Origin of the sequence: Idiomarina sp. 28-8 (assembly GCF_000320945.2) — a bacterium.
Lineage (GTDB): Bacteria > Pseudomonadota > Gammaproteobacteria > Enterobacterales > Alteromonadaceae > Idiomarina > Idiomarina loihiensis.
Window position 1 is genome coordinate 318,510 of sequence record NZ_DF266792.1, and the last position, 25,614, is coordinate 344,123.

Consider the following 25,614-nt stretch of genomic DNA (forward strand, 5'->3'; position numbering starts at 1 on the left):
AGTAAAAAGCCAGCGATTTCTCGCTGGCTTTTTTGTCTCTTGCTGGTCTCTAATCGTCCAGAGACAACAAGGTGGCGTTACCACCAACGGCAGTAATATTATCACTACGCGTTTTTTCGGTAATAAAGCGGGTCAAGTAGTGTGGACCACCGGCTTTCGGTCCGGTACCTGACATACCGCGACCACCAAATGGTTGTACGCCAACAATCGCACCTATCTGGTTACGGTTAATGTACACGTTACCTACATCAATGCGGCTTGCCACGTCGTGAGCAAAGGTTTCGTTACGGCTGTGAATACCAAAAGTTAAACCAAAGCCTGTGTTATTAATACTCTCGATAACCTCGTCAATTTCACTGGTTTTAAAGCGAATAACGTGCAGAATTGGCCCGAAGTTTTCTTTCACCAGCTGGCTGATACTGTCGATTTCGATCGCTGTAGGCGCAACAAAGGTACCACCCATAGCGTAATCTGGCAGTGGCGCGCGAGCAATCAGTCGACCGGCCTGCTGGATATCAGATATGTGCTGTTCCAGGTTGGTTTTTGCAATGCCGTCTATAACCGGACCAACGTCGGTTTCATGCAGCAGTGGGTCACCAACTTGCAGCTCTTCCATAGCGCCACGTAGTAAGTCGAGAACACGATCAGCAACATCATCCTGAACGAATAGAACTCGCAGGGCTGAACAACGCTGTCCCGCACTCTGGAAGGCACTGGCAACGATATCGGTGACAACCTGTTCCGGCAGAGCGGTAGAGTCAACCATCATGGCGTTCTGTCCACCGGTTTCAGCAACCAATGGCACAATTGGACCAGTACGTGCCGCTAGTGCCCGGTTAATGGCCTGAGCGGTATAAGTTGAACCGGTAAAGCAAACGCCACCAATGTCTTCCTGGCTGGTTAAATAGCTACCGACCTCGGCACCACTGCCAGGCATAAAGTGCAATACGTTACCCGGAATGCCTGCTTCCAAAGCCAGCTGCACTGCGCGGTATGCGATAAGCCCAGTTTGCTCTGCCGGTTTAGCAATAACTGAGTTACCGGTAACCAAAGCGGCTGCAACCTGGCCGACGAAAATGGCAAGAGGGAAGTTCCATGGGCTAATACAAATGAAAGTTCCACGGCCTTCAACAAATAGCTCATTGTCTTCGCCTGTCGGACCCGGTAACTGAATAGGGCCACCCATGAGTTCACGCGCCTGATTGGCGTAATAGCGACAGAAATCAACGGCCTCGCGAACTTCGTCGATCCCGTCCTGTAAGCCTTTTCCTGCTTCTACAGAACACAGAGCGATAAGCTCGTTGCGGTTAGCTTCCATTAAGTCGGCAAATTTCTCTAAACATTCCGCTCGCTCGTCGGTAGGAACCTTACGCCAGGATTTGTAGGCAGCGTTCGCACTTTTCAGTGCCTGTTCAGAGAGTTTTTTATCACCCCAGTAGATACTACCAACCTGCTTCGAGGTTTCCTGAGGGCTGGTAATACTGACGTGGTGATCGGTTTCTATGGTTTTCCCATCGACGATGGGGCCGCCTTGCCATTGTTTGTCACGGTACTGTTGAACCGCTGCAATAAAATCATCTGCTTGTGAGTGAATATTCATATTCAATCCTAATGAATTTGTGCGATCCCCATACATTTCTGAGGGAAGTGGAATTTTGCTGTTTGCGTACTTCTCGTAGCCGGACGCGGTTTTCATCGGGTGCTCGACTAAGTCATTGACCGGTGTGTCTGCATCTAGCAGTTTGTGGACAAACGACGAGTTAGCACCGTTCTCTAGAAGCCGGCGGACTAAATACGGCAACAAATCTTTGTGAGGGCCTACTGGTGCGTAGATACGTACCACCATACCTGGATTTTGCTCCATTATGGTGTCGTATAAGCTATCACCCATGCCGTGCAAACGCTGATACTCAATTCTACGCTGGTGGGTCTCATTCATTTGTTGAATGGCCATAAAGGTTTGCGCGTTGTGAGTCGCGAATTGCGGATAAATGGCACCGTCAGTGTCGTCACTTAGTAAGTAACGGGCACAGGCCAGGTATGAAATGTCGCTGTGTGACTTACGAGTAAATACCGGATAACCAAGTAAACCGTTTTCCTGAGTCCACTTAATTTCGTTATCCCAATAAGCCCCTTTTACCAAACGAACAGGAATTTCATCGCCACACTCTTTTGCCAGTGCGGTTATCCAGCACAAGGTTGGTAGTGCACGCTTCGAGTAGGCCTGTACAACCAAACCAAAACGTGGCCAGCCTTTACAGACGCCGCTGCGGTAGACTTTCTCAAACAGCTCCATTGAAAGCTCGTGGCGATCGGCTTCTTCGGCATCAATGGTCACACCAACATCGGCTTCTTTGGCCAGCTTGACCAGTTCAGTCAAAGTGGTGGCCAGTTCAGTTAGTACACGTTCGTGATTTGATGCTTCATAACGAGGGTGCAAGGCTGACAATTTAATTGAAATTGTTGGCCGTGGTGCATCCGGGTTATTGAACTCTTCTTTGGTGATCGTCTTGATTGAGTTGACGTACTGCTGCTTGTAGTAATCCGCATCCTTCATAGTTAATGCGGCTTCGCCAAGCATATCGTAAGCGTGAGTGTAACCCTTGTCACGGTTATCACGGCTTTCTTTCAAGGCTTCCTCAATGGTACGTCCCAATACGAACTGCTTACCCATAATTTGCATGGCGGTATAGGTTGCCTTGCGAATAATGGGTTTACCGAGTTTGCGAACAAGACGACGGAAAGCACCACGAGGTGTTTCCATGGCTTTGCCTGTAGGGTTTGTCACACTGTTTGTCAGTGCCAGCCCCCAGGTACCTGAGTTAACTAACCAGGACGCGCTCTGGCCCATATGTTTCTGCCAGTCTCCGCCGGAGAGTTTATCTTGAATTAACGCGTCGGCTGTATAAGCATCAGGAATTCGCAATAGTGCCTCGGCAAGGCACATTAAAATAATACCTTCTTTGGTATCTAGGCTGTACTCTTGCAGAAATGCGTCGACGACGCCGTTATCTGCCTGTTCCCTCACTTGCTCAACTAACTTAGCTGCGCGCTCGGTTACTGCGCTAACCGTATCATCATCGGCAGGAACCAGCGGCAACAGCTCACGCATATATTCGTCTTCATCAACAATATAATTGTCAGTAATTGCCTGCTGTAAGGACTTTAAGTCCTCAGCCTGATGCTGTTTGGATAGCACCTCACTCGCTTTGAACATAGCATCTCCTGTGTAGCCAGGCCGAAGCTCGGCGTGCTTCCCCAAAGTTGGGAATCGGCGCAAGTATAAGCTTATTTTTGCGCGGGTAAAGACCCTTCATGGTCGGATCTCACGTTGCAACTTTTCACCCTTGGTGTCAAGTGAACTAAATGCCCGTGTTTGTTGACCGTTAGCCGCCAAGCCAGTACCTTTAATCTAACTTATTAAACGCATCGGAATCGATTTATGTCACAAGAAGTTGAGCTCAAGTTACTGATTGCTCCAGAACAGCGAGAAAAAGCGCTCGAAGTCTGCCAGTCGTTGGCGGATTCTCATCAGGCAAAACCCCGCAAAGAGCAGTTTGAACTCAAAAATGCTTATTTTGACACGTCCGATTTACGTTTACGTCAGTTCGATATTGGATTACGGATACGTAGCGATAAAGATCATAAAGAGCAGACAGTGAAATTGGCTGGTCGAGTTATGGGCGGCATGCACCAAAGGCCAGAGTATAATATTGACATTGATAGCGACAAACCCGACTTAACCTTGTTTGATAACGAAATATGGCCGGAGGACTTTCCGGTTTATGATATTCAGCGTGACTTGGACACCTTGTTCGTTACCGATTTCATCCGAACCCGTTGGCGGCTTCCTAGCGGCGAAGGTGTTATCGAAATGGTTCTTGATGAGGGATATATAGAGTCGGGCGAGCAGCGAGAGCCAATAGCGGAGATTGAACTGGAGTTACAGGGCGGTTCTTTGGCCGAGGCCTATCGACTGGCACAGGAGTTAGTGAAAAAAGCCGGTGCGCGAGTAGGCTCGTTAAGTAAAGCGGCAAGAGGCTATCTGCTGGCCGGAAAAAGCTTGCTGGAGCCTTTTACTCAAATGCATTACGTACCAATACACTCTGAGCAAAATGTTGGCCAGGCGCTTTATCGGTCGCTGGAATCGGGCTTGCGCCATTGGCAGCACAACGAAGCGTGCCTGGACTTCCAACCCAGTGTCCGGGCGGTACAGGGCATGGCGGACGGCATGCAAATGGTGCGAGTTGTGTTGGAACAACTTATTGAGAACGGGGTTGGTGAACGACGATTGCTGACCGGCATCTCGCAAATAACCGCAAAGCTGCAGTGGCTTAAGCGATTTGAAGGGCTGGATGAGTTAACCGCTGAAGATGGTGCTTATCATCGCGCGCTTAAGCGTTACAGCAAATTGTATGAATCTTTAGTCAACAGTCAGGAGGATGTTATTCGCCTGAATGAAGTTGCTGAACTGGTGCATTCTGCGGCATACCAAAAAACCGTACTGGGATTGTCAGAGTTTCTCTTGAAAGAAGAAATGACAGAGGAGCTGGAGCAGCCGGTTTTACCCTGGAGTAGTCAACTTTTGAAAAGCGACTGGCAACTGGTGCAAACGGCATTTTCTGAGCATGAAAAGCTCAGTGAAGAAGGGTATCTTAAGTTGCTTACACCCTTGCAAAACAGCCTTTTGATGGGAACTTGCTTCGGACATTTGTTTGATGCTGACTTGAGAGAAAGCTTCCGGCTGCCGTGGCAGGATTTAGCCCGGGGTATTCGTGAAATTACCGCATTGCATATTCTACATGAGCGTATTCGGGACCGCGACGACGAAGTGGATGAAAAACTAATGGACTGGCAAAAAGTCCAGCGAGAGTCCCTGCTAAAAGCTCTTGAATATTCGCGTAAAGCTGCGCTGAAACGTGAACCATACTGGTTAAATTAAGGTGGTTATGCAGACTCCCGACAACAAACTGATGAGCGAGACTGAAACAACCTGGGAACGTTTTAAAGAGGTTGCAGAGAGTATTACACTCACAGCTGAACAGGAGCAAATATTACGGGCATTATTCGCTGTCAGCCCGTTCATTGGCAGGGTTGCGGAAAGTTACCCAGAGCATCTTTTAACCGACTTTTTTGACGACGGTGGAACGAGTATTTGTTTGGTTGATGCTGACAGCTACGGTGACCGTATAGCAGAGTCGTTAAATCAAATAACGCATGACGATGACGCAAAAAAATGCCTCCGCAGGCTACGGCACTGTTGGATGGCGAAGCTGGCCGCAGCCGACATCCTGCAGCAAGTGTCGTTAAAAGAATCTTTGCACCACTACAGTACCTTTGCTGATGCAGCAATCAATAAGAGTCTGCAGTGGTTGTTTGAACGTTTTGTCCAACGTCACGGTAAACCGCTAGATGCTAATGATCAGCTAATGCCAATGCTGGTCATTGGAATGGGCAAGCTGGGCGGAAAAGAGCTGAATTTCTCGTCCGACATTGACCTTATTTTTGCTTTTCCTGAACAAGGCGAAACCCAGGGGCCCGGACGTAATCTGGAGCACGGGGTTTTTTACAAGCGGCTGGCGCAGTCACTTATTGGGTTACTTGACGAGACGACTGCAGACGGGCAAGTGTTTCGGGTCGATATGCGGTTAAGACCTTTCGGTCAGTCGGGTCCGCTGGTAACCAGTTTGAATGCGCTGGAACATTACTATCAGGAGCAGGGGCGTGACTGGGAACGTTACGCCATGGTTAAAGCCCGTATGATAGGGGCAGATGAACAGTATGAGCAAGCGTTTCAGCAGTTGATACGACCTTTCGTTTACCGCCGCTATATTGATTTTGGCGCCATTGAAGCGCTGCGTAAAATGAAGCTTTTGATTACCCAGGAAACCCGCCGACAGGGAGTTAAAAATAACATCAAGCTGGGTGCCGGCGGGATTCGTGAAGTTGAGTTTATTGTTCAGGCGCATCAGCTTATCCGCGGGGGGCAGGAAAAATCACTGCAGACACGTTCAGTTTATATCGCCATGAACGGCCTGGTGGAACTGGATTTGATAAGCTCGGAGCATGCCAGTCAGCTATTAAAAGATTACGAGTATTTGCGGGTTATTGAGCACCGCCTGCAACAAATTGATGACCAGCAAACTCAGCAATTACCCAGCGATGAAACTGGCCGCGCACGGTTGTGCACAATGCTGAATGAACCTGAGTGGGAAACCTTGCAGAGAAAAATAGACAAGTGCATGGAGCGCATTCATGCTGAGTTCCAGCAAGTGGTTGGCGCGGAGTCTGAAGATGACGAGGATGAACAAGGCTTGCAGGTTTTGTGGCAGGACATGCTGGATGATGATGCTGCGATAGAAATCATAGAGAGCGAGGGCGTTGATGAACCTCAGGCATTATGGACTCTGATTAAAAACTTTCGCCAGGAGAGCCGCCGTCGTAGTTCGGGCCCAAGAGGGCGTTCAGCGTTAGCTAGGTTAATGCCCATAATGCTCCGGCATGCCATTCAGCATCAGCACCCGGAGCGGCTACTGGAAAGGCTGCTTTCTATTATCAAGGCGGTTATGAGTCGAACGGCGTACATTGAACTGCTGGCGGAAAACCCCGGCGCCCGCGAGCAGCTTTGCAAATTGTGTATGGCGAGCCCATGGATCTCTGAACAGTTGGCTTTGCACCCCATACTTCTGGATGAACTGATTGACCCGCAGCAGCTATACAGCCTACCTGAGTCAAAGGACTACGCGGCAGTGCTACGCGAATACCTGCTGCGCATTCCTGAACAAGATCTGGAAACACAGATGGATGCGTTGCGTCAGGCTAAGCAGGCGCTGCAACTGAAAATTGCTGCAGCGGATATCAGTGGCGTTTTGGAACTGATGAACGTTAGTGATCATTTGAGTGCGCTGGCAGAAGCCACTATTTCTCAAGTGGTCGGTCTGGCCTGGCAACATCTGACTCAAAAACATGGGAAGCCCGCGGGAACCAGTATCGATAATACCGGGTTCGCAGTATTGGGATATGGGAAACTAGGCGGGCAGGAGCTGGGTTATGGTTCCGATCTTGATCTCGTTTTTGTAACGGATGCTAATTATCAGGGGCAGACAGACGGTCCACGACCGATTGAAGTTCAGCAGTTTTACTTAAGACTGGCGCAACGAATTCTGCATTTATTTACTACCCGTACCGTTGCAGGCATTTTGTATGACGTGGATTTACGCTTGCGCCCGTCAGGGCAGGCTGGTTTACTGGTGACGCAGGTGGGCTCTTTTGCCCGTTATTTGCGCGACGACGCCTGGACCTGGGAGTTGCAGGCACTGGTGCGTGCGCGGCCTGTATTCGGCGTTCCGGCTTTAAGGGATACGGTTATGGATATACGCCGGAGTGTTCTTTCTCAACAACGAGATGAACACGAACTGCGTCAGAATATCGTTAGTATGCGAGAAAAAATGCGTGAGCATCTGACCCAAAGAAACAGTCGGAAGTTCGACTTAAAACAAGACCCGGGTGGTATCGCTGATATTGAATTTATTACTCAGTACCTGGTTCTGCGTTACGCACATCAATATCCGGAGCTATGCAAATACAGTGATAACGTCAGGCTTCTGACTGAAGCGCAACAGTTACACCTACTTACAGAGGTGGACGCTCAGAATTTAATTAACGCCTTTCAGATTTTCCGCTGTGAGAGTCATTCGCTGGCGTTGCAGGGGGAGCAGTTATTGGAGGAGCACAACCTGGACAGCGAACGTCAGGCTGTGCTCAATTGCTGGAATCATTTATTGGAAGATGACTTGTAGTAGCTTGGCATGTCAGGGTCGGGGCGGGTTTTAAACCTGCGGTGAACCCAGAGGTACTGGGCCGGAGCTTTTAGAATGGCGTCTTCCACCAAACCATTAACGCGTTCTGCATCCGCTTTCTTGTCTCCCGTGGGGAAATTTTCAAGCGGCGGTTCGTAAAAGAGATCGTAACCGCTTCCGTCGTCACGTCTGACGCAACGGCTAACCATGACTTTGCAGTTCGGGTTGCGGGCAAAAAGCATAGTACCCAAGGTTGTTGAAGCATCTGGTACTTCAAAGAACTTAACAAACTCGACGCGACGACGGCCATAATCCTGATCCGGAAGATAGCCGGCGATATCACCTTCGGTCAGTGATCTCATCATCGCTTTAACATCGCGACGCTGGATCATATATTTGTTTGAACGCCCTCTGCCGCGGGTTTGTAAGAACTCCATGACCGCATTATTATGTGGGCGGTAAAGACCTACAGCTGGCTCGACAAAGCCATGTAAGCGGGCATGAACTTCTAAGCTCAGGAAGTGAAAGAGCAATAACAGTACGCCGCTGCCATCCTCCTGTGCCTTACGTAAGTGCTCTTCACCATGGACGTGTAGCTTACGTTTAATTCGCCAGTTCGGCCACCACCAGGCCATGCCAACTTCAAAGTATGCGATTCCGGTATTTTTCATATTTTCGGTTAGCAATGCCTCGATCTTCTCATTGCTGTATTCCGGGAAGCAAAGCTTTAAGTTGGTACGGGCTATATTCACCCTGCGCGGCATGAGTTTTTTAAACAACAAGCCCAACCCGCGCCCCATGGCAAGCTGTAGCCGATAAGGCAGCCATGACACGCTATACAGGATGAAAACACCGAGCCAGGTAAGCCAAAACTTAGGATGTAAAAAGTAGAATTTAAATTTGGGAGGTTCGATCACAGCTGATGTCGCTTATTATTCGCTATTTGCCGCGGATAGTAACATAAAAATTCTAAAATGAGGCACCGCCAATAGTCAGGCGGTGCCACGGTCTGCGCAACTAGTCTGCGGCAGTGCCTTGTACGTTTTCAGAAAGACTGCTGTTAATCGCCATTAGGTCTTGTTCCTGCAGCTGTCCAGCGGCTTTTTCCAGAGTCAGCACTTGACGGATGTAGCCATAGCGCGCTTCTGACAAGTTACGTTTTGCATTGTAAAGGTTACGAGTACTGTCCAGCACGTCAACAATAGTACGAGTACCTACTTCAAACCCTGCTTCTGTGGCTTTTAAAGCACTTTCGGCAGAAACAACTGACTGTTGAAATGCTTTAATACTGGCAATTGACGCAGAGACTTCATAAAAAGAGTTACGAACTTGACGCTCCACATTACGGCGGGTCTGCACCATTTGTTGACTGCTAACAACGTAGTTATCCCGCGCTTGCGCAATTTCAGATGACGTGCGGAACCCGGAGAAAATAGGAACACTGACATTCAGACCAATCGAGCGGCTGTCGAGTCGGGGCAAATTCGTTGTCTGCTCTTGTCCATTATCGCCGGTAATTGTGCGCTCGTTATCACTTGTGGAATAGCGTGCCTCTAAAGATACTGTAGGGTAGTGTCCACTTTGCTGCAGTTTTATTTGTTGCTCTGCAATTTCTACCTGTACCTGACTCTCCAGTAAACTCAAGTTAGCATTTTCAGCTTTTTTAACCCATGTTTCGATGTTGTCAGGAGATGGATCGCTCGGAGAAAATGTTTCAGTGTTTAGGGCCGCGAGATCTTGTGGGTAGCGACCAGTAATTTCACGAATGTCTTCCAAAGCAATTTTGACTGCATTCTTGGCCTGAATTTCACTAGCGACAGCACTATCATACTGAGCTTGTGCTTCGTGGACATCAGTAATAGCTGTTAAACCTACCGAAAAACGCTGTTTCGTTTGTTCAAGTTGGCGTTCAATGGCTTTTTTCTCAGCTTCAGCGAAAGATAAATCGTCGCGCGCCTGCAAAGCCTGAAAATAAGCATTAACAACACGGATCATTAAATCTTGCTGAGCGTTACTGTAGGCAACTTCTGCCTGGTATGCTTGTTTTTCTGCAATATCTGCATTTTTCCAGACGCTCCAGTCAAAAAGGCTTTGATTAAGACTTACACCTGCACTCCAGCCATTGCTGTCAGTATCAAAAACCTGAATGCCGGATTCAAAAACCTGAGGTGATTCGCTGGTCGAGTCAGTGTAACCTGCCTCACCTGAAATTTGCGGCAGGAATCCTGACTTGGCAATATCAATACCTTTTTGTGCGGCATTGCGTTCTGCTGCAGCACGTAATAAGGTCGGGTCGTTATCTACGGCTAAACGGTAAATTTGAGCCAAATCTTCAGCATTTGACGTAAAAGAGGCTGTGGTCAATGCCAGACCGACAGCTGCCGACAAAATATGCTTTTTCATGGTAGTCAGATTCCTGTTACTTGACATGCAATTGTTCAATGATTGCGCATAGTTTACATACAGTGTTGAATGATTACCAGTGTAAATGATTTGCGCAGATAGTTTAAGAAAAACATGGTTTCAGAATTCGCTCAAGTGTAACAGAATGTTTGTCTTTAATTACCCCTAAGAAAGGACAGTAAGTATGACGATTCGTTTTCACCGAGATGATGTGAAAGTAAAGGAAAAGGTACCCCTTTATCAAGGTTTTTTATCGGTTTATCGCTATTCTTTACAACATCGGTTGTTCTCCGGTGACTGGAGTCCGGAAATAAGCCGGGAGCTAATGGAGCGCGGGCACGCTGTCGTGGTTATTCCTTATGACCCAGTCCGCGACGAGCTGGTCGTTCTGGAGCAATTCAGGGTGGGTGCGCTTGATGATAAAAATGGCCCCTGGTTGTTTGAGTTTGTAGCCGGTATGTTTGACGCTGACGAGAGCGCAGAGGAAGTCGCCACGCGCGAGTTAGAAGAAGAGGCAGGGTTAAAAGCTAAACGCCTAATTTACGCGACCAGCTATTATTCTAGTCCCGGTGGCACAGACGAAAAACTGACCATTTATATTGCCGAAGTCGATAGTCAATCAGCTGCCAGTTTTGGCGGGTTAGTTGAAGAAGACGAAGATATCCGGGTTCATGTCTTACCCAGAACAGAAGTTATTAGCATGCTCGAACGTGAAGAAATCAACAACGCTGCTAGTGTTATTGGGTTACAATGGTTGCTATTACATCGTGATAAGATGTTCTCTGACCAGGAGCAAAACTGAGGTTTTATTATGCAACAGCGCTATGTTGTCGACGTTGCGGAACTGCACCGGCTAACTGAACGAAATTATGCAGGCTTGTTACCGCTGCTGTCTCAGCTTGAATCTGAAGCTGAGGTAGCGCTCTACGCGGGCGAAAACTTAGCCTTCAATTTACGTAATGTTAGCGAATCGCGCTACACCTCAGATATAGAAATTGAACAATTGAAGCCAAACTGGGCGGATTACTTACAGGCAAAAATGACGGTAAGATTATACCATGATGTGCGTATGGCTGAGATCATATCCAGTCAGGGGGTTACCCGATTAGCGGCACGTTATCAACAACCTAACCGCGAAATGCGACACCGTGACGAAAAGCATCAGGTTAATCAGTTTTTGGCTGACTGGTTAACATTGTGTCGTGAGCAAGGTCATATTCAACCAAAACTCAGTGAAGCCGTTCAGAAATTTATGCCTTACTACTTCAAATAGACGCCAGTTAGCGGTAAATTGAGGCACACTTTTCGCGGATCGAGCCAATAATAAAAACAGGGACTCATGACAGACTATAAATCCGACTCCATTGAGGTGCTGAACGGACTGGAACCGGTTCAGCGCCGCCCCGGTATGTATACTGACACCTCTCGACCTAATCACTTGGGTCAGGAAGTTATAGATAACAGTGTCGATGAAGCTCTGGCGGGGCACGCTAAATCATTAATCGTTGTTCTGCATCCCGATCAGTCGCTTGAGACGACAGATGATGGACGGGGGATGCCTGTCGATATTCACCCGGAAGAGGGTGTTCCGGGCGTTGAACTGATTATGAGCAAATTGCACGCCGGCGGTAAATTTTCAAATAAAAACTATCAATTCTCCGGTGGCTTGCATGGTGTCGGTATTTCGGTCGTTAATGCGCTCTCTAAGCGCGTTGAGCTGACTATTAAGCGTGATGGCCAGATTTATGAAATGGCCTATGAAAACGGTGATAAGGTCAGTGAACTGGAAGTTACCGGCACCGTAGGCAAGAGAAACACTGGTACCCGGGTTCATTTTTGGCCAGATCCTCAATATTTCGATTCGGCAAAATTCTCGGTGACCAAGCTCAAGCATATTCTACGTGCGAAAGCGGTACTGTGTCCCGGGCTTAAAATAACCTTCCGCAATAAAATAGATGACACAGAAGATACCTGGTTTTATCAGGACGGCCTGACAGACTACCTTGTGGAAGCGGTAAAAGATGTACCGACCTTACCGGAAATGCCGTTTGACGGAAGTTTTAGCTCTCAGACTGAAGGCGTTGACTGGGCTGTCACCTGGTTACCAGAAGGTGGCGAAGGGGTCTCAGAAAGCTACGTTAACCTCATTCCTACTACGCTCGGCGGTACACACGTTAATGGACTACGTCAGGGCTTGCTGGAAGCTATGCGCGAGTTCTGTGAGTTTCGTAACTTGTTACCCAGAGGTGTCAAATTAACACCGGAAGACGTCTGGGAACGTTGCAGTTATATTCTGTCGACAAAAATGCAGGATCCGCAATTTGCCGGACAGACAAAAGAACGCCTGTCATCCCGTCAGTCAGCCAGTTTTGTTTCCGGCGTGGTAAAAGACGCTTTTAGCCTCTGGCTGAACGAGCATACCGATCAAGCTGAGCTTTTAGCCGATGTGTGTATTAGTAACGCGCAGCGACGTTTAAAAGCCAGTAAAAAAGTTGTTCGTAAAAAAGTGACTCAGGGGCCGGCATTGCCAGGCAAGCTTACTGACTGCTCAAGTCAGGAACCTGGTCGCAGTGAATTGTTTTTAGTGGAAGGGGACTCCGCCGGAGGCTCTGCTAAGCAAGCCCGCGATCGTGAGTTTCAGGCCGTTATGCCTCTGCGGGGAAAAATTCTTAATACCTGGGAAGTTGATCCCGAACAAATTCTGGCTTCGCAGGAAATTCATGACATTTCGGTAGCTGTCGGAGTCGACCCAAATAGTGTTGATTTAGACAAACTGCGGTATGGAAAAATTTGTATTCTTGCTGACGCCGATTCCGATGGTCTGCACATTGCCACCTTGTTGTGCGCATTGTTTGTAAAACATTTCAGACCTTTGGTTGAACATGGTCATATTTTTGTGGCGATGCCTCCGCTGTACCGTGTCGATGTGGGGAAAGAAGTGTTTTACGCACTAGATGAAGCAGAAAAGCAGGGCATCCTGGACCGGATTGAAGCAGAGAAACGCAAAGGCAAAGTGAATGTGCAGCGTTTCAAAGGTCTGGGTGAGATGAATCCGCTGACACTGCGAGAAACAACCATGGATCCTAATACCCGCCGGTTAGTCCAGTTGACCATTGATGACGGCGAAGTAATGGAAGAATTAATGGATATGCTGTTAGCGAAAAAACGCGCTGGTGATCGCCGTACCTGGCTGGAAAGCAAAGGTAATATGGCCGATTTGGCTGAACTGTAAGCACTTGTGAGCAAGGAGAAGTCAGAATGTCGACGGAAGTTACAGAAACCCGCCCACTGAGTCGCTTTACCGAAGAGGCCTACCTTAATTACTCCATGTACGTAATTATGGACAGGGCATTGCCAAATATTGGCGATGGCCTGAAGCCGGTACAGCGACGCATTGTTTACGCAATGTCAGAGCTGGGTTTATCTGCATTAGCAAAATATAAAAAATCGGCTCGTACCGTGGGTGATGTGCTGGGTAAGTTCCACCCTCATGGTGACAGCGCCTGTTATGAAGCAATGGTATTAATGGCGCAGCCCTTTACCTATCGTCACCCTCTGGTCGATGGTCAGGGTAACTGGGGTTCGCCGGATGACCCTAAGTCTTTCGCGGCCATGCGTTATACCGAAGCCCGGTTGTCTAAGTTCAGCGAGGTACTGCTGAGTGAGCTGGGTCAGGGCACGGTTGACTGGATACCGAATTTCGACGGCACCATGAAAGAACCTCAGGTACTGCCGGCACGGTTACCACATATTTTGCTGAATGGCGTAACTGGCATTGCGGTTGGCATGGCGACGGACATCCCGCCGCACAATGCCCGTGAAGTAGCAAATGCCTGCGCGATGTTACTGGAAAAGCCCGGTAGCCAGCTTGAAGATATAATGGAAGTGTTGAAGGGCCCGGATTATCCGACAGATGCAGAAATCATTACGCCGTCGGAAGACATTGTAAAACTGTATGAAACCGGGCGTGGCAGCATTAAAATGCGAGCCTGTTACAGTGTTGAAGACGGCGAAATTGTTATTACGGCACTGCCACATCAAGCTTCCGGGGCAAGGGTTTTAGAACAAATAGCACATCAGATGCAGGCGAAAAAACTTCCTCTGGTGTCTGACCTGCGGGATGAGTCTGACCACGAGAACCCGACCCGGTTGGTTGTGGTTCCACGTTCAAACCGGGTCGATATCGAACAGCTAATGAATCACTTGTTCGCTACTACCGACCTAGAGAAGCAATATCGGGTTAACCTGAATATTCTTGGTTTGGACGGTCGGCCCAAAGTGAAGCCTTTGGTGGGCATTTTGAAAGAATGGCTGGAATTCCGCCAGACCACTGTTACCCGTCGTCTGCAGCATCGTTTAGATAAAGTGCTGGCCCGTTTGCATATTCTGGAAGGTTTGTTAATTGCGTATCTCAATATTGATGAAGTTATTGAGATTATTCGTACAGAAGACAAGCCGAAAGAAGAGCTGATGAGCCGTTTTGCGCTCACCGATAAGCAAGCCGAAGCGATTCTTGAATTGAAGTTACGTCACTTAGCTAAATTGGAAGAAATGAAGCTGACTGGCGAGCAGGATGAGTTGAATAAAGAACGAGAGAAACTTGAGACCTTGCTGGGTTCTGACCGTCGGTTGAAAACTTTGATTAAGAAAGAGTTGCTTGCCGATGCCGAGAACTATGGCGATGACCGCCGTTCACCTATTGTTGAACGCTCTGAGGCAAAAGCGCTAAGCGAACGAGACTTAACCCCTGCTGAGGCGGTCACAGTCGTGCTCTCGAAGAAGGGGTGGGTACGTACAGCCAAAGGCCATGATATAGAAGGCGATAAGCTCAGTTATAAATCCGGAGACAGCTATCTTGCTTCGGCTGAGGGTAAGAGTAATCAGCCGGTGGTGTTCCTGGATACTTCGGGGAAAAGCTTCTCCTGTGAAGCTCATTTGTTGCCATCAGCGAGAAGTCAGGGGGAACCTCTGACCGGACGTTTCAGCCTGGTTGCTGGTGAGAATGTCGAGCATGTTTTAATGGCAAAAGATGAAAGCCATTTGCTGCTGGCCTCTGACGCAGGCTACGGGTTTGTTTGTCAATTTAGTGATTTAGTCAGTCGTAATAAAAATGGAAAAGCCATTATTACATTACCGACCGGGGCTAAAATCCTGTCGCCGAATAACGTGAATGACCTGCAACACGACAAAGTCATTGTTATTTCCAACGAGGGCCGGATGTTGGTCTTCCCGGTTGCAGACTTACCGCAGTTGAGCAAAGGAAAAGGGAATAAGTTAATCAGTATTCCGGCCTTAAGAGCGCAGTCCCGCGAGGAGTATGTGGTTGCTCTGGCCACAGCAGCACCGGATGCTGCCATTACTCTCATCGCGGGTAAACGCAAGCTGACTCTGAAGCCGGCTGATTTAGAACATTATTACGGAGAACGTGGTCGCCGGGGCAATAAACTGCCGCGCGGGTTGCAACGTGTCGACGAAATAGTGGTTGAGGAAAACAAGGATTAATTGGGGAGTTTGGATGTTAGCCTTGTTGCGATGGTTGTTTCTTGGCGGTTTTGTTGTGGTGTTCGGTGTCGTAGGCTGCTTGTTTTGCATTGTCCGGCCTTTTCACCGCAACAATACCTATCGTTTTGCCCATATTTTTGGTTGGGCAATACGGGTTTTGGGGATGCGAATTGAGGTCAGCCGACACCCGGATATTGAAAAGGGCGGGCCTTATGTCTTTATTTGTAATCATCAAAATAGCTGGGAAATTTTCACCATAGCAGCAATGCTGCCAAAAAATACGGTGACTGTTGGCAAGAAGAGCCTTAGGTGGATACCCTTCTTCGGTTGGCTCTACTGGTTGGCAGGCAATATCCTTATAGACAGAAAAAATGCCGGTAAAGCTCATGGCACAATCGGGCAGACGGCGGATGCGATAAAGCAACGTGATATTTCGGTGTGGATGTTTCCTGAAGGCACACGCAGTTATGGACGTGGTTTGTTGCCATTTAAAAACGGTGCTTTTCATACTGCGTACCGGGCGCAAGTGGACGTAGTACCGGTTTGTGTATCTGAATTGCACGGTAAGATAAAAATGAACCGCTGGAATAACGGAGTGTTAAAAGTGGCGTTTCTTGAACCGGTGAGAATTGCGAATTATCAGCGAGAGAATCTACGTGAACTGAGTGCTCACTGTCATCAAAAAATGGATGATAAAATTAAGCAGTTAAACGCGAGCATTGAGCAAGAACAGGCTAAAAAGGAAAAAACATGAGTCGAGATCTTAATGATCTACTTACCCAAAGTGAAGAAACTGTACAGGCTTTGATTGCTGATGGTGCAGAAACAGAACTCTTGTATGAAATTGAGCATCACTTAGCCAGCCAGGACTTTACCAAACTGGAAAAAGCCGCTGTTGAACTGGTTAAGCAGGGGTATCATGTGGACGATGCCGACGAGTTTGAAGACGAACGTGGCAAGCGTTGGTTTGCGTTTATGGCGGTCACAGATGCTGAGCTCGATAACGACATTTTAAACCGTCAGGTGCGTGAAATAGCCGCTATTGCTGACGAATGCGAAGTGGAGTATGACGGCTGGGGCACGCTGATTGAAGACGAAGAACTTGACGATGAAGACTTAGATGATGGAGAGGAATGAGCCTCTCTCAGCCTTTATTGGTAATTAAAGCAATAGTTTTGTTTAGAATAGATAACTTTAGAAAAAAGCCCGAATCTAATGATCCGGGCTTTTTTTGTTCAGCAATGGCGTCGTACAAAATTAGAGAGCTTTAATTTTGTCCTGCTGCTCCTGCAACTGTTTTAGCGTTGTTTCAGCCTCTGAAAGCTTTTCACGTTCTTTGGCAATGACCGCTTCAGGTGCTTTACTGACAAAGTTGTCATTGCTTAACTTGCCATTCAGGCGTTGCCACTCTTTATTGGCTTTCTCAATAGACTTTTGTAGACGCTGCAGCTCAGCTTCTTTGTCAATTAAACCGGCCATTGGAATGTGCAGCTTCAATGTATCAACCAGTGCGGTCATACTGGCCGGGGCATCATCGTCGCTTTCAATAAACTCAATAGATTCCAGTTTTGCCAGGCTACTCAGGAAGCTTTCATTGTTTTGAATACGACCTTTTGCCATTGCATCGGCATTTGAGAGTAATAGCGGTAGCGGTTTATTCGGTGATAAGTCCATTTCACCGCGAATATTACGAATAGCCAAAATAACGCGCTTCAGCCACTCCATGTCCTGCATTGCCTGATGGCTGACGTTGTCCTCAACCTGAGGGAACGGCTGCAGCATAATGGTATCATCCGTATTACCAACCAGCGGCTTAACGCGTTGCCAAATGGTTTCGGTAATGTAAGGCATAACCGGGTGTAACAGGCGCAGTAACTGCTCTAAAACATTTACCAGCGTGTGACGGGTACCGCGTTGTTGTACTTCCGTACCATTTTGCAGCACCGGCTTAGTGAGCTCCAGATACCAGTCACAGAATTGGTTCCAGGTAAACTCGTACGCAATAGCCGCAGCCTGATCAAAACGGTAGGTATCCAAAGCCTGACGGAAATCTTTTACTGTGCTGTTAAAGCGGGCAATGATCCATTCGTCAGCCAGTGACAAAGTCATGTCGTCGTTTTCAAGGCCACAGTCATGCTCTTCGGTGCTCATCAGCACATAACGGCTGGCGTTCCACAGCTTGTTACAGAAGTTGCGATAACCTTCCAGGCGTTTCATGTCCCAGTTGATATCGCGACCTGTTGAGGCAAGCGCAGTTAATGTAAAACGCAGTGCATCAGTTCCGTGAGCGGTGATACCTTCTGGGAATTCCTTGCGGGTGCGCTTCTCAATTTTCTCGCGCATTTTAGGCTGCATCAAATTCGCGGTACGTTTGGCGACCAGCTCGTCAGCACTAATGCCATCAATCATGTCCAGCGGGTCTAATACATTACCTTTAGACTTAGACATTTTCTGGCCTTCTTCGTCACGAATAAGGCCGGTCACATAGACTTTCTTAAACGGAACTTGCGGCTGGCCTTCTTCGTCTTTCATAAAGTGCATGGTCATCATGATCATGCGGGCAACCCAGAAGAAAATAATGTCAAAACCGGTAACCAGCACATCGGTTGGATGGAAGGTTTTTAAGTCCTCGGTATTTTTTGGCCAACCGAGAGTAGAAAAGGTCCATAGTGCAGAAGAGAACCAGGTATCTAATACGTCTTCGTCTTGCTGAAGAGGCGTATCGCCTAAATTATGTTTGTCCCGTACTTCTTCTTCGGTGCGACCAACGTAGACATTGCCTTGCTCGTCGTACCATGCCGGAATACGGTGTCCCCACCATAACTGACGCGAAATACACCAGTCCTGAATGTCGCGCATCCAGCTGAAATACATGTTTTCGTACTGCTTGGGTACAAATTCAATGCGGCCGTCTTCAACCGCTTCAGTCGCCTGTTTGGCCATAGGCTCAACGCGGACATACCATTGGTCGGTTAAATGCGGTTCAATAGGAACGCCACCACGGTCACCATACGGTATTTTGTTGGTGTGCTTTTCAATTTTTTCCAGCAAACCGAGTTCGTCAAATTCAGCAATAAGCTGTTTGCGAGCCTCGAAACGCTCTTTACCGGCGTACTGCTCAGGTAGTCTACCGTTAAATCCGTTCAGCTCTTCAAGCGCTTCACCCGTACTGGTGTAAAGGCCTGCTGTTGCCATAACATGAGCCGTGTCATCAAAAATCGAAATCATGCCCGTTTGATGACGCTTGCCAATTTCGTAGTCGTTAAAATCATGCGCCGGGGTTACCTTTACGCAACCTGTACCGAATTCGCTGTCAACGTGATGGTCAGCAACAATAGGAATGCGACGGTTAACAATTGGTAAGTTAATGTGCTTGCCAACCAAATGACCGAAACGCTCATCGTCCGGATGAACCGCCACGCATACATCGCCTAACATGGTTTCCGGGCGGGTGGTCGCGACCACTAAATGATCTTTACCGTCTTCGGTTTTCTCACCATCGGCCAGCGGGTAGCGTAAATACCAGATAGAACCTTGTTGTTCTTTGTTCTCGACTTCTAAGTCGGAAATGGCAGTCTGGAGCGCAGGGTCCCAGTTTACCAGGCGCTTACCACGATAAATCAGGTTGTCTTCGTGTAGTTTTACGAAGACCTCGCGGACCGCATCTGAAAGACCTTCGTCCATCGTGAAGCGTTCGCGATCCCAGTCAACTGAGTCGCCCAGACGGCGCATTTGTTGGGTAATTGTGCCACCGGATTGTTCTTTCCACTCCCATATTTTATCAATGAAAGCGTCGCGACCAAGTTCCTGGCGAGTTTGTCCCTGAGCCGCCAACTGGCGTTCAACGACCATCTGGGTGGCAATACCGGCGTGGTCGGAACCGACTTGCCATAATGTATTAAGGCCATCCATGCGCTGGTAACGGGTCAGCGTATCCATAATAGTGTGTTGGAAGGCATGGCCCATATGCAGACTGCCGGTAACGTTGGGTGGTGGAATCATAATCGAGTAGGAGTCGCCTTTACCTGAGGGCTTGAAATAGCCCTTATTTTCCCATTGTTGGTAGAGATCTTGTTCTATCGCTGCAGGGGAGTATGTTTTATCCATAATGACCTTACTTCTGTTCGGATGTCAGGGGCTCGGTTTGCATTTGGCAACCGCGCGCCCTGTAATGTTTGTAACGCTCGCGAGCTGTTTTTTTGCCATTGTCATCGGCTGGAACAATGTCATAGAGCTGTTGGCTCTGCTGGGCTTGCACCGGAATTTCTTCCGCCAGATTAAACAGCGCATAACCCGGACGGTTTTTTACTGCATCGGCCTCAGGCCAGCAAAACTCTACCGGAGCACCTGTAGCCGGGCCTTCGCCGTGTAAGTTATGCGGAATAAAAGCATCACTTGGTTGTTGCCACAAAAGCTCGTCCAGAGCTTCAGCCTGCTGTTGATTGCGGGCCCAGACCCGCAACTTTTTATGCTTTCGGTACAGTTGCGCTATCTTATCGCAGATAAGCCGGTTTTGCTCATCTTCGGCTCCGTCCGGCATTAAGAAAAAGGTGGCTGACGACATGTTATTCAGCTGCCTCGGTGTTACACCGGTTAATTAAGAACTGAGTTAACAGTGGAACCGGACGGCCTGTTGAGCCTTTGTCTTTACCACCTTGCCACGCTGTGCCTGCGATATCCATGTGTGCCCAGTTGTACTTTTTAGTGTAACGCGAGAGGAAACAAGCAGCAGTAATAGTGCCGGCTTCACGACCGCCGATATTCGCCATATCCGCAAACGGGCTATCCAGCATCGACTGATATTCGTCCCAAAGCGGCATGCGCCAGGCTTTGTCACCACTTTGTTGAGCTGCGTTAAGAATTTCGTGTGCTAGCGGGTTGTGCTGGCTAAGCACGGCAGAAGCGTGACTGCCTAACGCAATAACACAAGCACCGGTCAGCGTGGCTAAATCAATCACTGACTCAGGTTCAAACCGTTCGATATAAGTTAGGGTATCGCACAGTACTAATCGCCCTTCTGCGTCGGTATTAAGCACTTCGACCGTCTGGCCGCTCATAGTCGTCAGAATATCTCCAGGGCGGTATGCTTTGCCATCTGGCATGTTTTCACAACCAGCGACCGCACCAATAACATTAATAGGCAGCTGCAATTCGGCCAGAGCCTGCATTGCGCCTAAAACGCCAGCTGCGCCACCCATATCGTATTTCATTTCATCCATATTGGCGGACGGCTTAATAGAAATACCGCCAGAATCAAATGTCAGACCTTTACCAACCAGCACAATAGGAGCCTGGTCATCGGGTGCGCCTTTATAATGCATTAATGTGAGCACTGACTCATGCTCTGAACCACGGCCAACGGCTAAGTATGCATTCATACCCAGTTTTTCCATTTCGGCTTCTTCAACCGTGGTAACTGTTAAGTTGTCGTAATTATCAGCCATTAATTTGGCTTGATCGGCTAAATAACGAGGCGTGCAAATGTTAGGTGGCATATTCGCTACGTTGCGGCAAATATCCATTCCGGTTGCCACCGCTAATGCGTGCTGCACAGCTTGTTCGCCCAAAGCCAGTTCTTTGCGGCTTGGAACGTTAAAAACCAATTTGCGTAACGGGCGGCGAGGCTCTTCTTTTTTACTTTTGAGCTCATTAAAGTTATACAATGTTGCCCGCGCAGACTCCACCGCCTGGCGAACTTTCCAGTAGGTATCGCGCCCTTTAACGTGCAGTTCACTTAAAAAGCACACCGCTTCCATTGAACCTGTTTCGTTCAAAGTGTTCATAGTACGGGCGATAATTTGGCGGTACTGACGCTCATCGAGTTCGCGTTCTTTACCACAGCCGACCAGTAAAACCCGTTCGGCAAGAATATTGGGTACATGATGTAACAGCAAAACCTGGCCGGATTTACCTTCGAGGTCTCCGCGGCGTAATAGGTTGCTTAAATAACCATCACTGACTTTGTCTAATTGTTCGGCAACGCCAGACAGACGACGAGGTTCAAACACGCCAACAACGATACAAGCAGAGCGTTGTTTTTCCGGATTACCACTTTTGACGCTGAACTCCATGACAGTGCTCCTGTTTCAGGTGGCTTCAATGCCTGCTATAGTTTCGCTATAAAGACACTTTGTTGTTAAAATAACAAGTTTACTTAAAAATCACAGCTATTCCAGTAAAAACCTAAGTTATGAGTGAACGCCAGTGCGCATATTCCGATATTTGATCAGTGAAACCTTGAAGTCGCAGCTTGCTGTACTTTTTATCCTGATGACGATTTTTGTCAGTCAGAAATTTGTCCGTGTGTTATCGGATGCGTCAGAAGGGGACATACCCGGCGCTATTATTTTTCAACTGCTGTCGTTGAACCTGCCTGCATTATTATCACTGATTTTGCCTCTTAGCCTGTTTTTAGGGATTCTACTGGCTCACGGACGTATATACGCCGACAACGAAATGACCGTTTTGCATGCCTGCGGAGTCAGTGAGTGGTACGTCACCCGGGTGACTCTGGTGCTATCACTGATTCTGGCGTTAATTACTGCGTCTTTTACTTTATGGCTGGTACCCTGGTCGCTTGATCAGGAACAAAAGTTAGAAGATAAAGCGCGCTCGGAAAGCGGGTTAACAGCGCTTATGCCCGGACGATTCCAGCAAGCCAGTAACCAGAAAGCGGTTATTTTTGTACAACGTGTTGGCGATGAGGGTGATTTGGAGGAAGTTTTTGTTGCGCAGCACACGCACAATCAGGGCGAATTACAGTCCGGTAGTGTAGTGATGGCCAAAACCGGTAAAGTGATTAGTGAAACAACGGGTTCGCAATGGCTGGAACTGGGGCAGGGGAAACGTTATGCCGGCGACGATGACAGCTATCAGATGATGTCGTTCGACAGTTATCAATTGCAAATTAAAGAGCAGCAGGCAAGTGAGCAATTACGAAAACTTGAGGCCTACCCAACGGTTGAATTGTTATCGCGGAAAGAACCGGCAGCGGTTGCAGAATTGCAATGGCGTATAGCTATCCCGCTGGCAATGCCGTTATTGACACTTATTGCTGTGCCGCTAAGTCGGGTGAACCCGCGCCAGGGCAAGTTCGGCAGAATGGCTCCGGCTCTGCTTATTTATCTGGGATATTTTTTATTGTTGATGGCAGCTAAGTCAGCTATCAGGGACGGCGTTATTCCGCCTATTATCGGCTTGTGGTGGATACATTTCATTTTGCTGATTTTTGGGCTGGCTCTGGTAGGTAAGGGGCGTCCGCTCGGATTGAGATTACTGGCAAACTTGCGCTTTGGCGCTGCGCGGGGGCACTGATGTTTAGTATTTTAGATAAGTACATTGGCCTTTCCGTATTACGGACGTCGCTTTTAAGTCTGGCCGTATTAACCGGGCTTTCCTCGTTAATCCGTTTCGTCGAGCAACTTAAAGCGGTTGGTCGCGGCGACTACAATGTTATGGATGCGGCACTCTTTGTGTTTTACAGCCTGCCGCGTGATGTTGAAACCTTCTTTCCTATGGCAGCCTTACTCGGAGGACTTATTGGCGTGGGCATGCTGGCCAGTAACTCCGAGTTAGTGGTTATGATGGCAGCCGGGCGGTCACGTTTAAACATTATTGGTGCGGTAATGAAGTCCGCCATTATTATGATGGTTGCGGTTATGGCCATTGGGGAGTGGATAGCGCCACCGATGGAAGCTCAGGGCCGGGCTATACGCTCGCAGGCTATTTCCGGCGGTAGCTTAATATCCGCTCAACAGGGTGTGTGGGCAAAAGATGGTTCGGACTTTATCAATATTGGCGAAGTCGAGGATACCGGACGGCTTAACGACGTATTGATTTACGACTTTAACGACAATCGTGAATTGCAAAAAGTAACTTACGCTCTAACGGCTAATTTTAGCGGTGATAAATGGCGTATGCAGCAAGTGACTGTTACGCAGCTTGATGATAGCCGCATGTTACGTGATGAAAAGCCAAGCATGGTTTGGCAGTCGAGCTTAACGCCCGACAAGCTCGGAGTGGTGACCATAAAGCCTGAATCGCTTTCGATTACGGGGTTGCTGGATTACTTAACTTACCTGGAGAGTAACCAGCAATCTGCGGAGCGCTACGAACTGGCGTTATGGCGGAAGCTTTTCGCACCGATAACGGTAGCGGTTATGTTGTTGGTGGCCTTGTCTTTTATTTTTGGCCCGCTTCGTTCAACGACAATGGGTGCCCGGATATTACTTGGTGTCATTACTGGTTTTGGCTTTCATGTCAGTAACGAAATTTTTGGGCCGTTGGCTCAGGTTTATCAAATTCCGGCTATTCTGGGAGCTTTACTGCCCAGTATTTTATTTGCCGGAGTGGCGGTTTACTTTATGCGGGGGCGTACGGCCTGACAATTGGCCGTACTTCATAAAGGCTAAAGTTCATTCCAGTAGAACAGCTGGTTTGCTTCTTTTGAAAGCGTGACAACTTCGGTGCCGGCAGCATAATCCTGCCAGGCTCGTTTGTTTTTAAAATCTACCAGAACCCAGAGGTTTCCAAGGCCGGCACAACAGGTAATCAGCCTGATAAAAACCTGGCGATTAGTCAGTCGTGAACCATCACGATTCTGGAGCTTCAGGCGCCATGCGCGCATGCCTAAGGTTTGACCCGAACGCTTCCAGAACCAGCCAAAAAATAGCGAAACAACGGCTATAAGATACAAACTGTACCATGGTCCCTGAGCCAGCCAGGCGGCGTGATCCATTCCTTCGGGCAGCACTAACCAGTCAAATGCAGTTAGCAGTGCGGCAAAGAGTAAAGCCACAGCTGAAGCAAGCATAATAATAGCTACTGCGACTAAAAAGTCATAAACCCAGGAAACAAAACGTCTGGGAAAGCCGGCACTGGGGAAGCTGGCGTGTAATTTTTGTGCTTCGGAACTCATGTGAAACTCATTTAACTCAATCGTGTTTTAATCATATCATGAGCTAAGCGGGCTGACAGCTACCTCAGTTCACTCTCAGTTGTACTCTTAGCTGTATAAGGAATCAGCAGTTAGTTGGATTATAAGGTGTTTTAGTGAATTATTGCTTGATTAGAGAGAGTGGACGAGTATAATTCCGTCCCGTTGCTTTGTTACGCAACGGCTTCACCTTATAAAGCATGGCGCTGTGGTGGAATTGGTAGACACGCCTGATTCAAAATCAGGTTCCTTCTGGGAGTGACGGTTCAAGTCCGTCCAGCGCCACCAAGTTTTTCCCTTCGTAGTTAGTACTGAAAATGCCAGAAGCGCAAAAGCACTTCTGACATATAACCGACTTCAGTCAATGACCTCATGATGATTTATCGCTGAAATAATTTCAGCAAAAGTTGAGGGCAGGTGATAAACGTTCACTGACTCACCTGTTAATTCAGCTATTCTAAGCGACGATACTACGCCACAGACTTCTCCCTCGTTAATCACAAGAAGAAAGTCACGACCACTGGCTTTGAGCGTTGCTGCCGCGTCGCCGATTTTCGCTTTCTTTAAGTCTTCAAGTTTGACCTGTGGTAATGCAACCAGAGGCAACATCAACTCTTTTACTGCTAATTCCCGCCAGCCAATTTGTTTGACGGTACTTAGCTGAGTTGCTTTACGACCGTGAAGCTCACGCAGCGCAAGTAAACCTGTCATTTCATCACTTTGATTTTTTATGCAGGCATAACGACGGTTGGCACCACGAAGTTTTTGCTCGGCGTCGCTGACCAGAGTGCTCTCCCTTATTTCCAGAGGAGATACTTTTGTGAAATCATCAACAACATGCATAGCGCTATCGTGCCAGCTAATTAATGGTTGATGCTCATAGTTGTGGTGTATTGCAATTTTATCGGCTGCAGAAGACCATTGAATTTCTTTAAACTCACTCATGACAAACTCCTTTAAAAATTAGAAAAATAC

At 48.1% G+C, this 25,614-nt stretch carries 18 protein-coding genes and 1 tRNA gene; 11 read left to right on the forward strand and 8 right to left on the reverse strand.

Annotated elements, in window-relative coordinates; genetic code table 11:
* Window positions 1–49 precede the first annotated feature (49 nt).
* The gene (gene putA / locus RJ32_RS11730; RefSeq protein WP_011235189.1) at window positions 50–3,217 is read right to left on the reverse strand and encodes a bifunctional proline dehydrogenase/L-glutamate gamma-semialdehyde dehydrogenase PutA; all 3,168 of its coding nucleotides are present in this window, start codon (window positions 3,215–3,217) and stop codon (window positions 50–52) included.
* 225 nt (window positions 3,218–3,442) lie between these two features.
* On the opposite strand from putA, the gene RJ32_RS11735 reads away from it, so the two are divergent.
* Together RJ32_RS11735 and glnE are read left to right on the forward strand one after the other, a co-directional pair.
* Window positions 3,443–4,942, forward strand: coding sequence for an inorganic triphosphatase (locus tag RJ32_RS11735; RefSeq protein WP_034822494.1), 1,500 nt, complete (start codon window positions 3,443–3,445; stop codon window positions 4,940–4,942).
* 7 nt (window positions 4,943–4,949) lie between these two features.
* Entirely contained in the window at window positions 4,950–7,799 is a 2,850-nt protein-coding gene (glnE, locus tag RJ32_RS11740) for a bifunctional [glutamate--ammonia ligase]-adenylyl-L-tyrosine phosphorylase/[glutamate--ammonia-ligase] adenylyltransferase (protein WP_034822495.1), read from the forward strand.
* Here the strand turns inward: glnE and lpxL are convergent.
* Window positions 7,775–8,716 (reverse strand): LpxL/LpxP family Kdo(2)-lipid IV(A) lauroyl/palmitoleoyl acyltransferase, encoded by a 942-nt coding sequence (lpxL, locus tag RJ32_RS11745; RefSeq protein WP_034822497.1) that lies wholly within the window; start codon window positions 8,714–8,716, stop codon window positions 7,775–7,777. The genes glnE and lpxL overlap by 25 nt on opposite strands.
* A gap of 100 nt (window positions 8,717–8,816) precedes the next feature.
* Complete coding sequence (gene tolC / locus RJ32_RS11750; protein WP_034822498.1) at window positions 8,817–10,202, reverse strand: outer membrane channel protein TolC; 1,386 nt, start codon at window positions 10,200–10,202, stop codon at window positions 8,817–8,819.
* Between the two features lie 184 nt (window positions 10,203–10,386).
* Between tolC and RJ32_RS11755 the strand changes: the two genes are divergently transcribed.
* From RJ32_RS11755 to rraB, 6 genes are all read left to right on the forward strand, one after another.
* Window positions 10,387–11,004: an NUDIX domain-containing protein gene (locus RJ32_RS11755; protein WP_034822499.1), complete on the forward strand. Its 618-nt coding sequence runs from the start codon at window positions 10,387–10,389 to the stop codon at window positions 11,002–11,004.
* Window positions 11,005–11,013: 9 nt separating this feature from the next.
* On the forward strand, window positions 11,014–11,475 hold the full coding sequence (locus RJ32_RS11760; protein ID WP_034822500.1) for a DUF1249 domain-containing protein: 462 nt from the start codon (window positions 11,014–11,016) through the stop codon (window positions 11,473–11,475).
* 66 nt (window positions 11,476–11,541) lie between these two features.
* On the forward strand, window positions 11,542–13,434 hold the full coding sequence (gene parE / locus RJ32_RS11765; protein WP_034822501.1) for a DNA topoisomerase IV subunit B: 1,893 nt from the start codon (window positions 11,542–11,544) through the stop codon (window positions 13,432–13,434).
* A gap of 26 nt (window positions 13,435–13,460) precedes the next feature.
* Window positions 13,461–15,704 carry a DNA topoisomerase IV subunit A gene (gene parC / locus RJ32_RS11770; protein WP_034822502.1) on the forward strand — a complete coding sequence of 748 codons (2,244 nt, stop codon included), beginning with the start codon at window positions 13,461–13,463 and terminating at the stop codon, window positions 15,702–15,704.
* A 13-nt stretch (window positions 15,705–15,717) separates the two neighbouring features.
* On the forward strand, window positions 15,718–16,458 hold the full coding sequence (locus RJ32_RS11775) for a 1-acylglycerol-3-phosphate O-acyltransferase (RefSeq protein ID WP_034822503.1): 741 nt from the start codon (window positions 15,718–15,720) through the stop codon (window positions 16,456–16,458).
* Window positions 16,455–16,841, forward strand: coding sequence for a ribonuclease E inhibitor RraB (gene rraB / locus RJ32_RS11780; protein ID WP_011235179.1), 387 nt, complete (start codon window positions 16,455–16,457; stop codon window positions 16,839–16,841). Before RJ32_RS11775 ends, rraB begins: the two co-directional genes overlap by 4 nt.
* A 120-nt stretch (window positions 16,842–16,961) precedes the next feature.
* Here rraB and RJ32_RS11785 read toward each other — a convergent pair whose 3' ends face one another.
* The 3 genes from RJ32_RS11785 to pepA are packed head-to-tail and all read right to left on the reverse strand — an operon-like array spanning window position 16,962 to window position 21,775.
* Window positions 16,962–19,811 (reverse strand): valine--tRNA ligase, encoded by a 2,850-nt coding sequence (locus RJ32_RS11785; RefSeq protein ID WP_034822504.1) that lies wholly within the window; start codon window positions 19,809–19,811, stop codon window positions 16,962–16,964.
* A 7-nt stretch (window positions 19,812–19,818) separates the two neighbouring features.
* On the reverse strand, window positions 19,819–20,268 hold the full coding sequence (locus tag RJ32_RS11790; RefSeq protein ID WP_034822505.1) for a DNA polymerase III subunit chi: 450 nt from the start codon (window positions 20,266–20,268) through the stop codon (window positions 19,819–19,821).
* 1 nt (window position 20,269) lies between these two features.
* Window positions 20,270–21,775, reverse strand: a complete 1,506-nt coding sequence (gene pepA, locus RJ32_RS11795; protein ID WP_034822507.1) for a leucyl aminopeptidase — start codon at window positions 21,773–21,775, stop codon at window positions 20,270–20,272.
* 133 nt (window positions 21,776–21,908) lie between these two features.
* Here pepA and lptF point away from each other — a divergent pair, with 133 nt between their 5' ends.
* On the forward strand, window positions 21,909–23,018 hold the full coding sequence (gene lptF, locus RJ32_RS11800; RefSeq protein WP_201029216.1) for an LPS export ABC transporter permease LptF: 1,110 nt from the start codon (window positions 21,909–21,911) through the stop codon (window positions 23,016–23,018).
* On the forward strand, window positions 23,018–24,088 hold the full coding sequence (gene lptG / locus RJ32_RS11805; protein WP_034822511.1) for an LPS export ABC transporter permease LptG: 1,071 nt from the start codon (window positions 23,018–23,020) through the stop codon (window positions 24,086–24,088). The genes lptF and lptG overlap by 1 nt, the downstream gene beginning before the upstream one ends.
* A gap of 23 nt (window positions 24,089–24,111) precedes the next feature.
* Here the strand turns inward: lptG and RJ32_RS11810 are convergent, their stop codons facing one another.
* Complete coding sequence (locus RJ32_RS11810) at window positions 24,112–24,621, reverse strand: RDD family protein (protein ID WP_034822512.1); 510 nt, start codon at window positions 24,619–24,621, stop codon at window positions 24,112–24,114.
* Window positions 24,622–24,841: 220 nt separating this feature from the next.
* On the opposite strand from RJ32_RS11810, the gene RJ32_RS11815 reads away from it, so the two are divergent.
* Window positions 24,842–24,927, forward strand: a tRNA-Leu gene (locus RJ32_RS11815).
* A gap of 69 nt (window positions 24,928–24,996) precedes the next feature.
* Here the strand turns inward: RJ32_RS11815 and RJ32_RS11820 are convergent.
* Entirely contained in the window at window positions 24,997–25,584 is a 588-nt protein-coding gene (locus RJ32_RS11820) for a hypothetical protein (protein WP_034822514.1), read from the reverse strand.
* Between the last annotated feature and the right edge of the window lie 30 nt (window positions 25,585–25,614).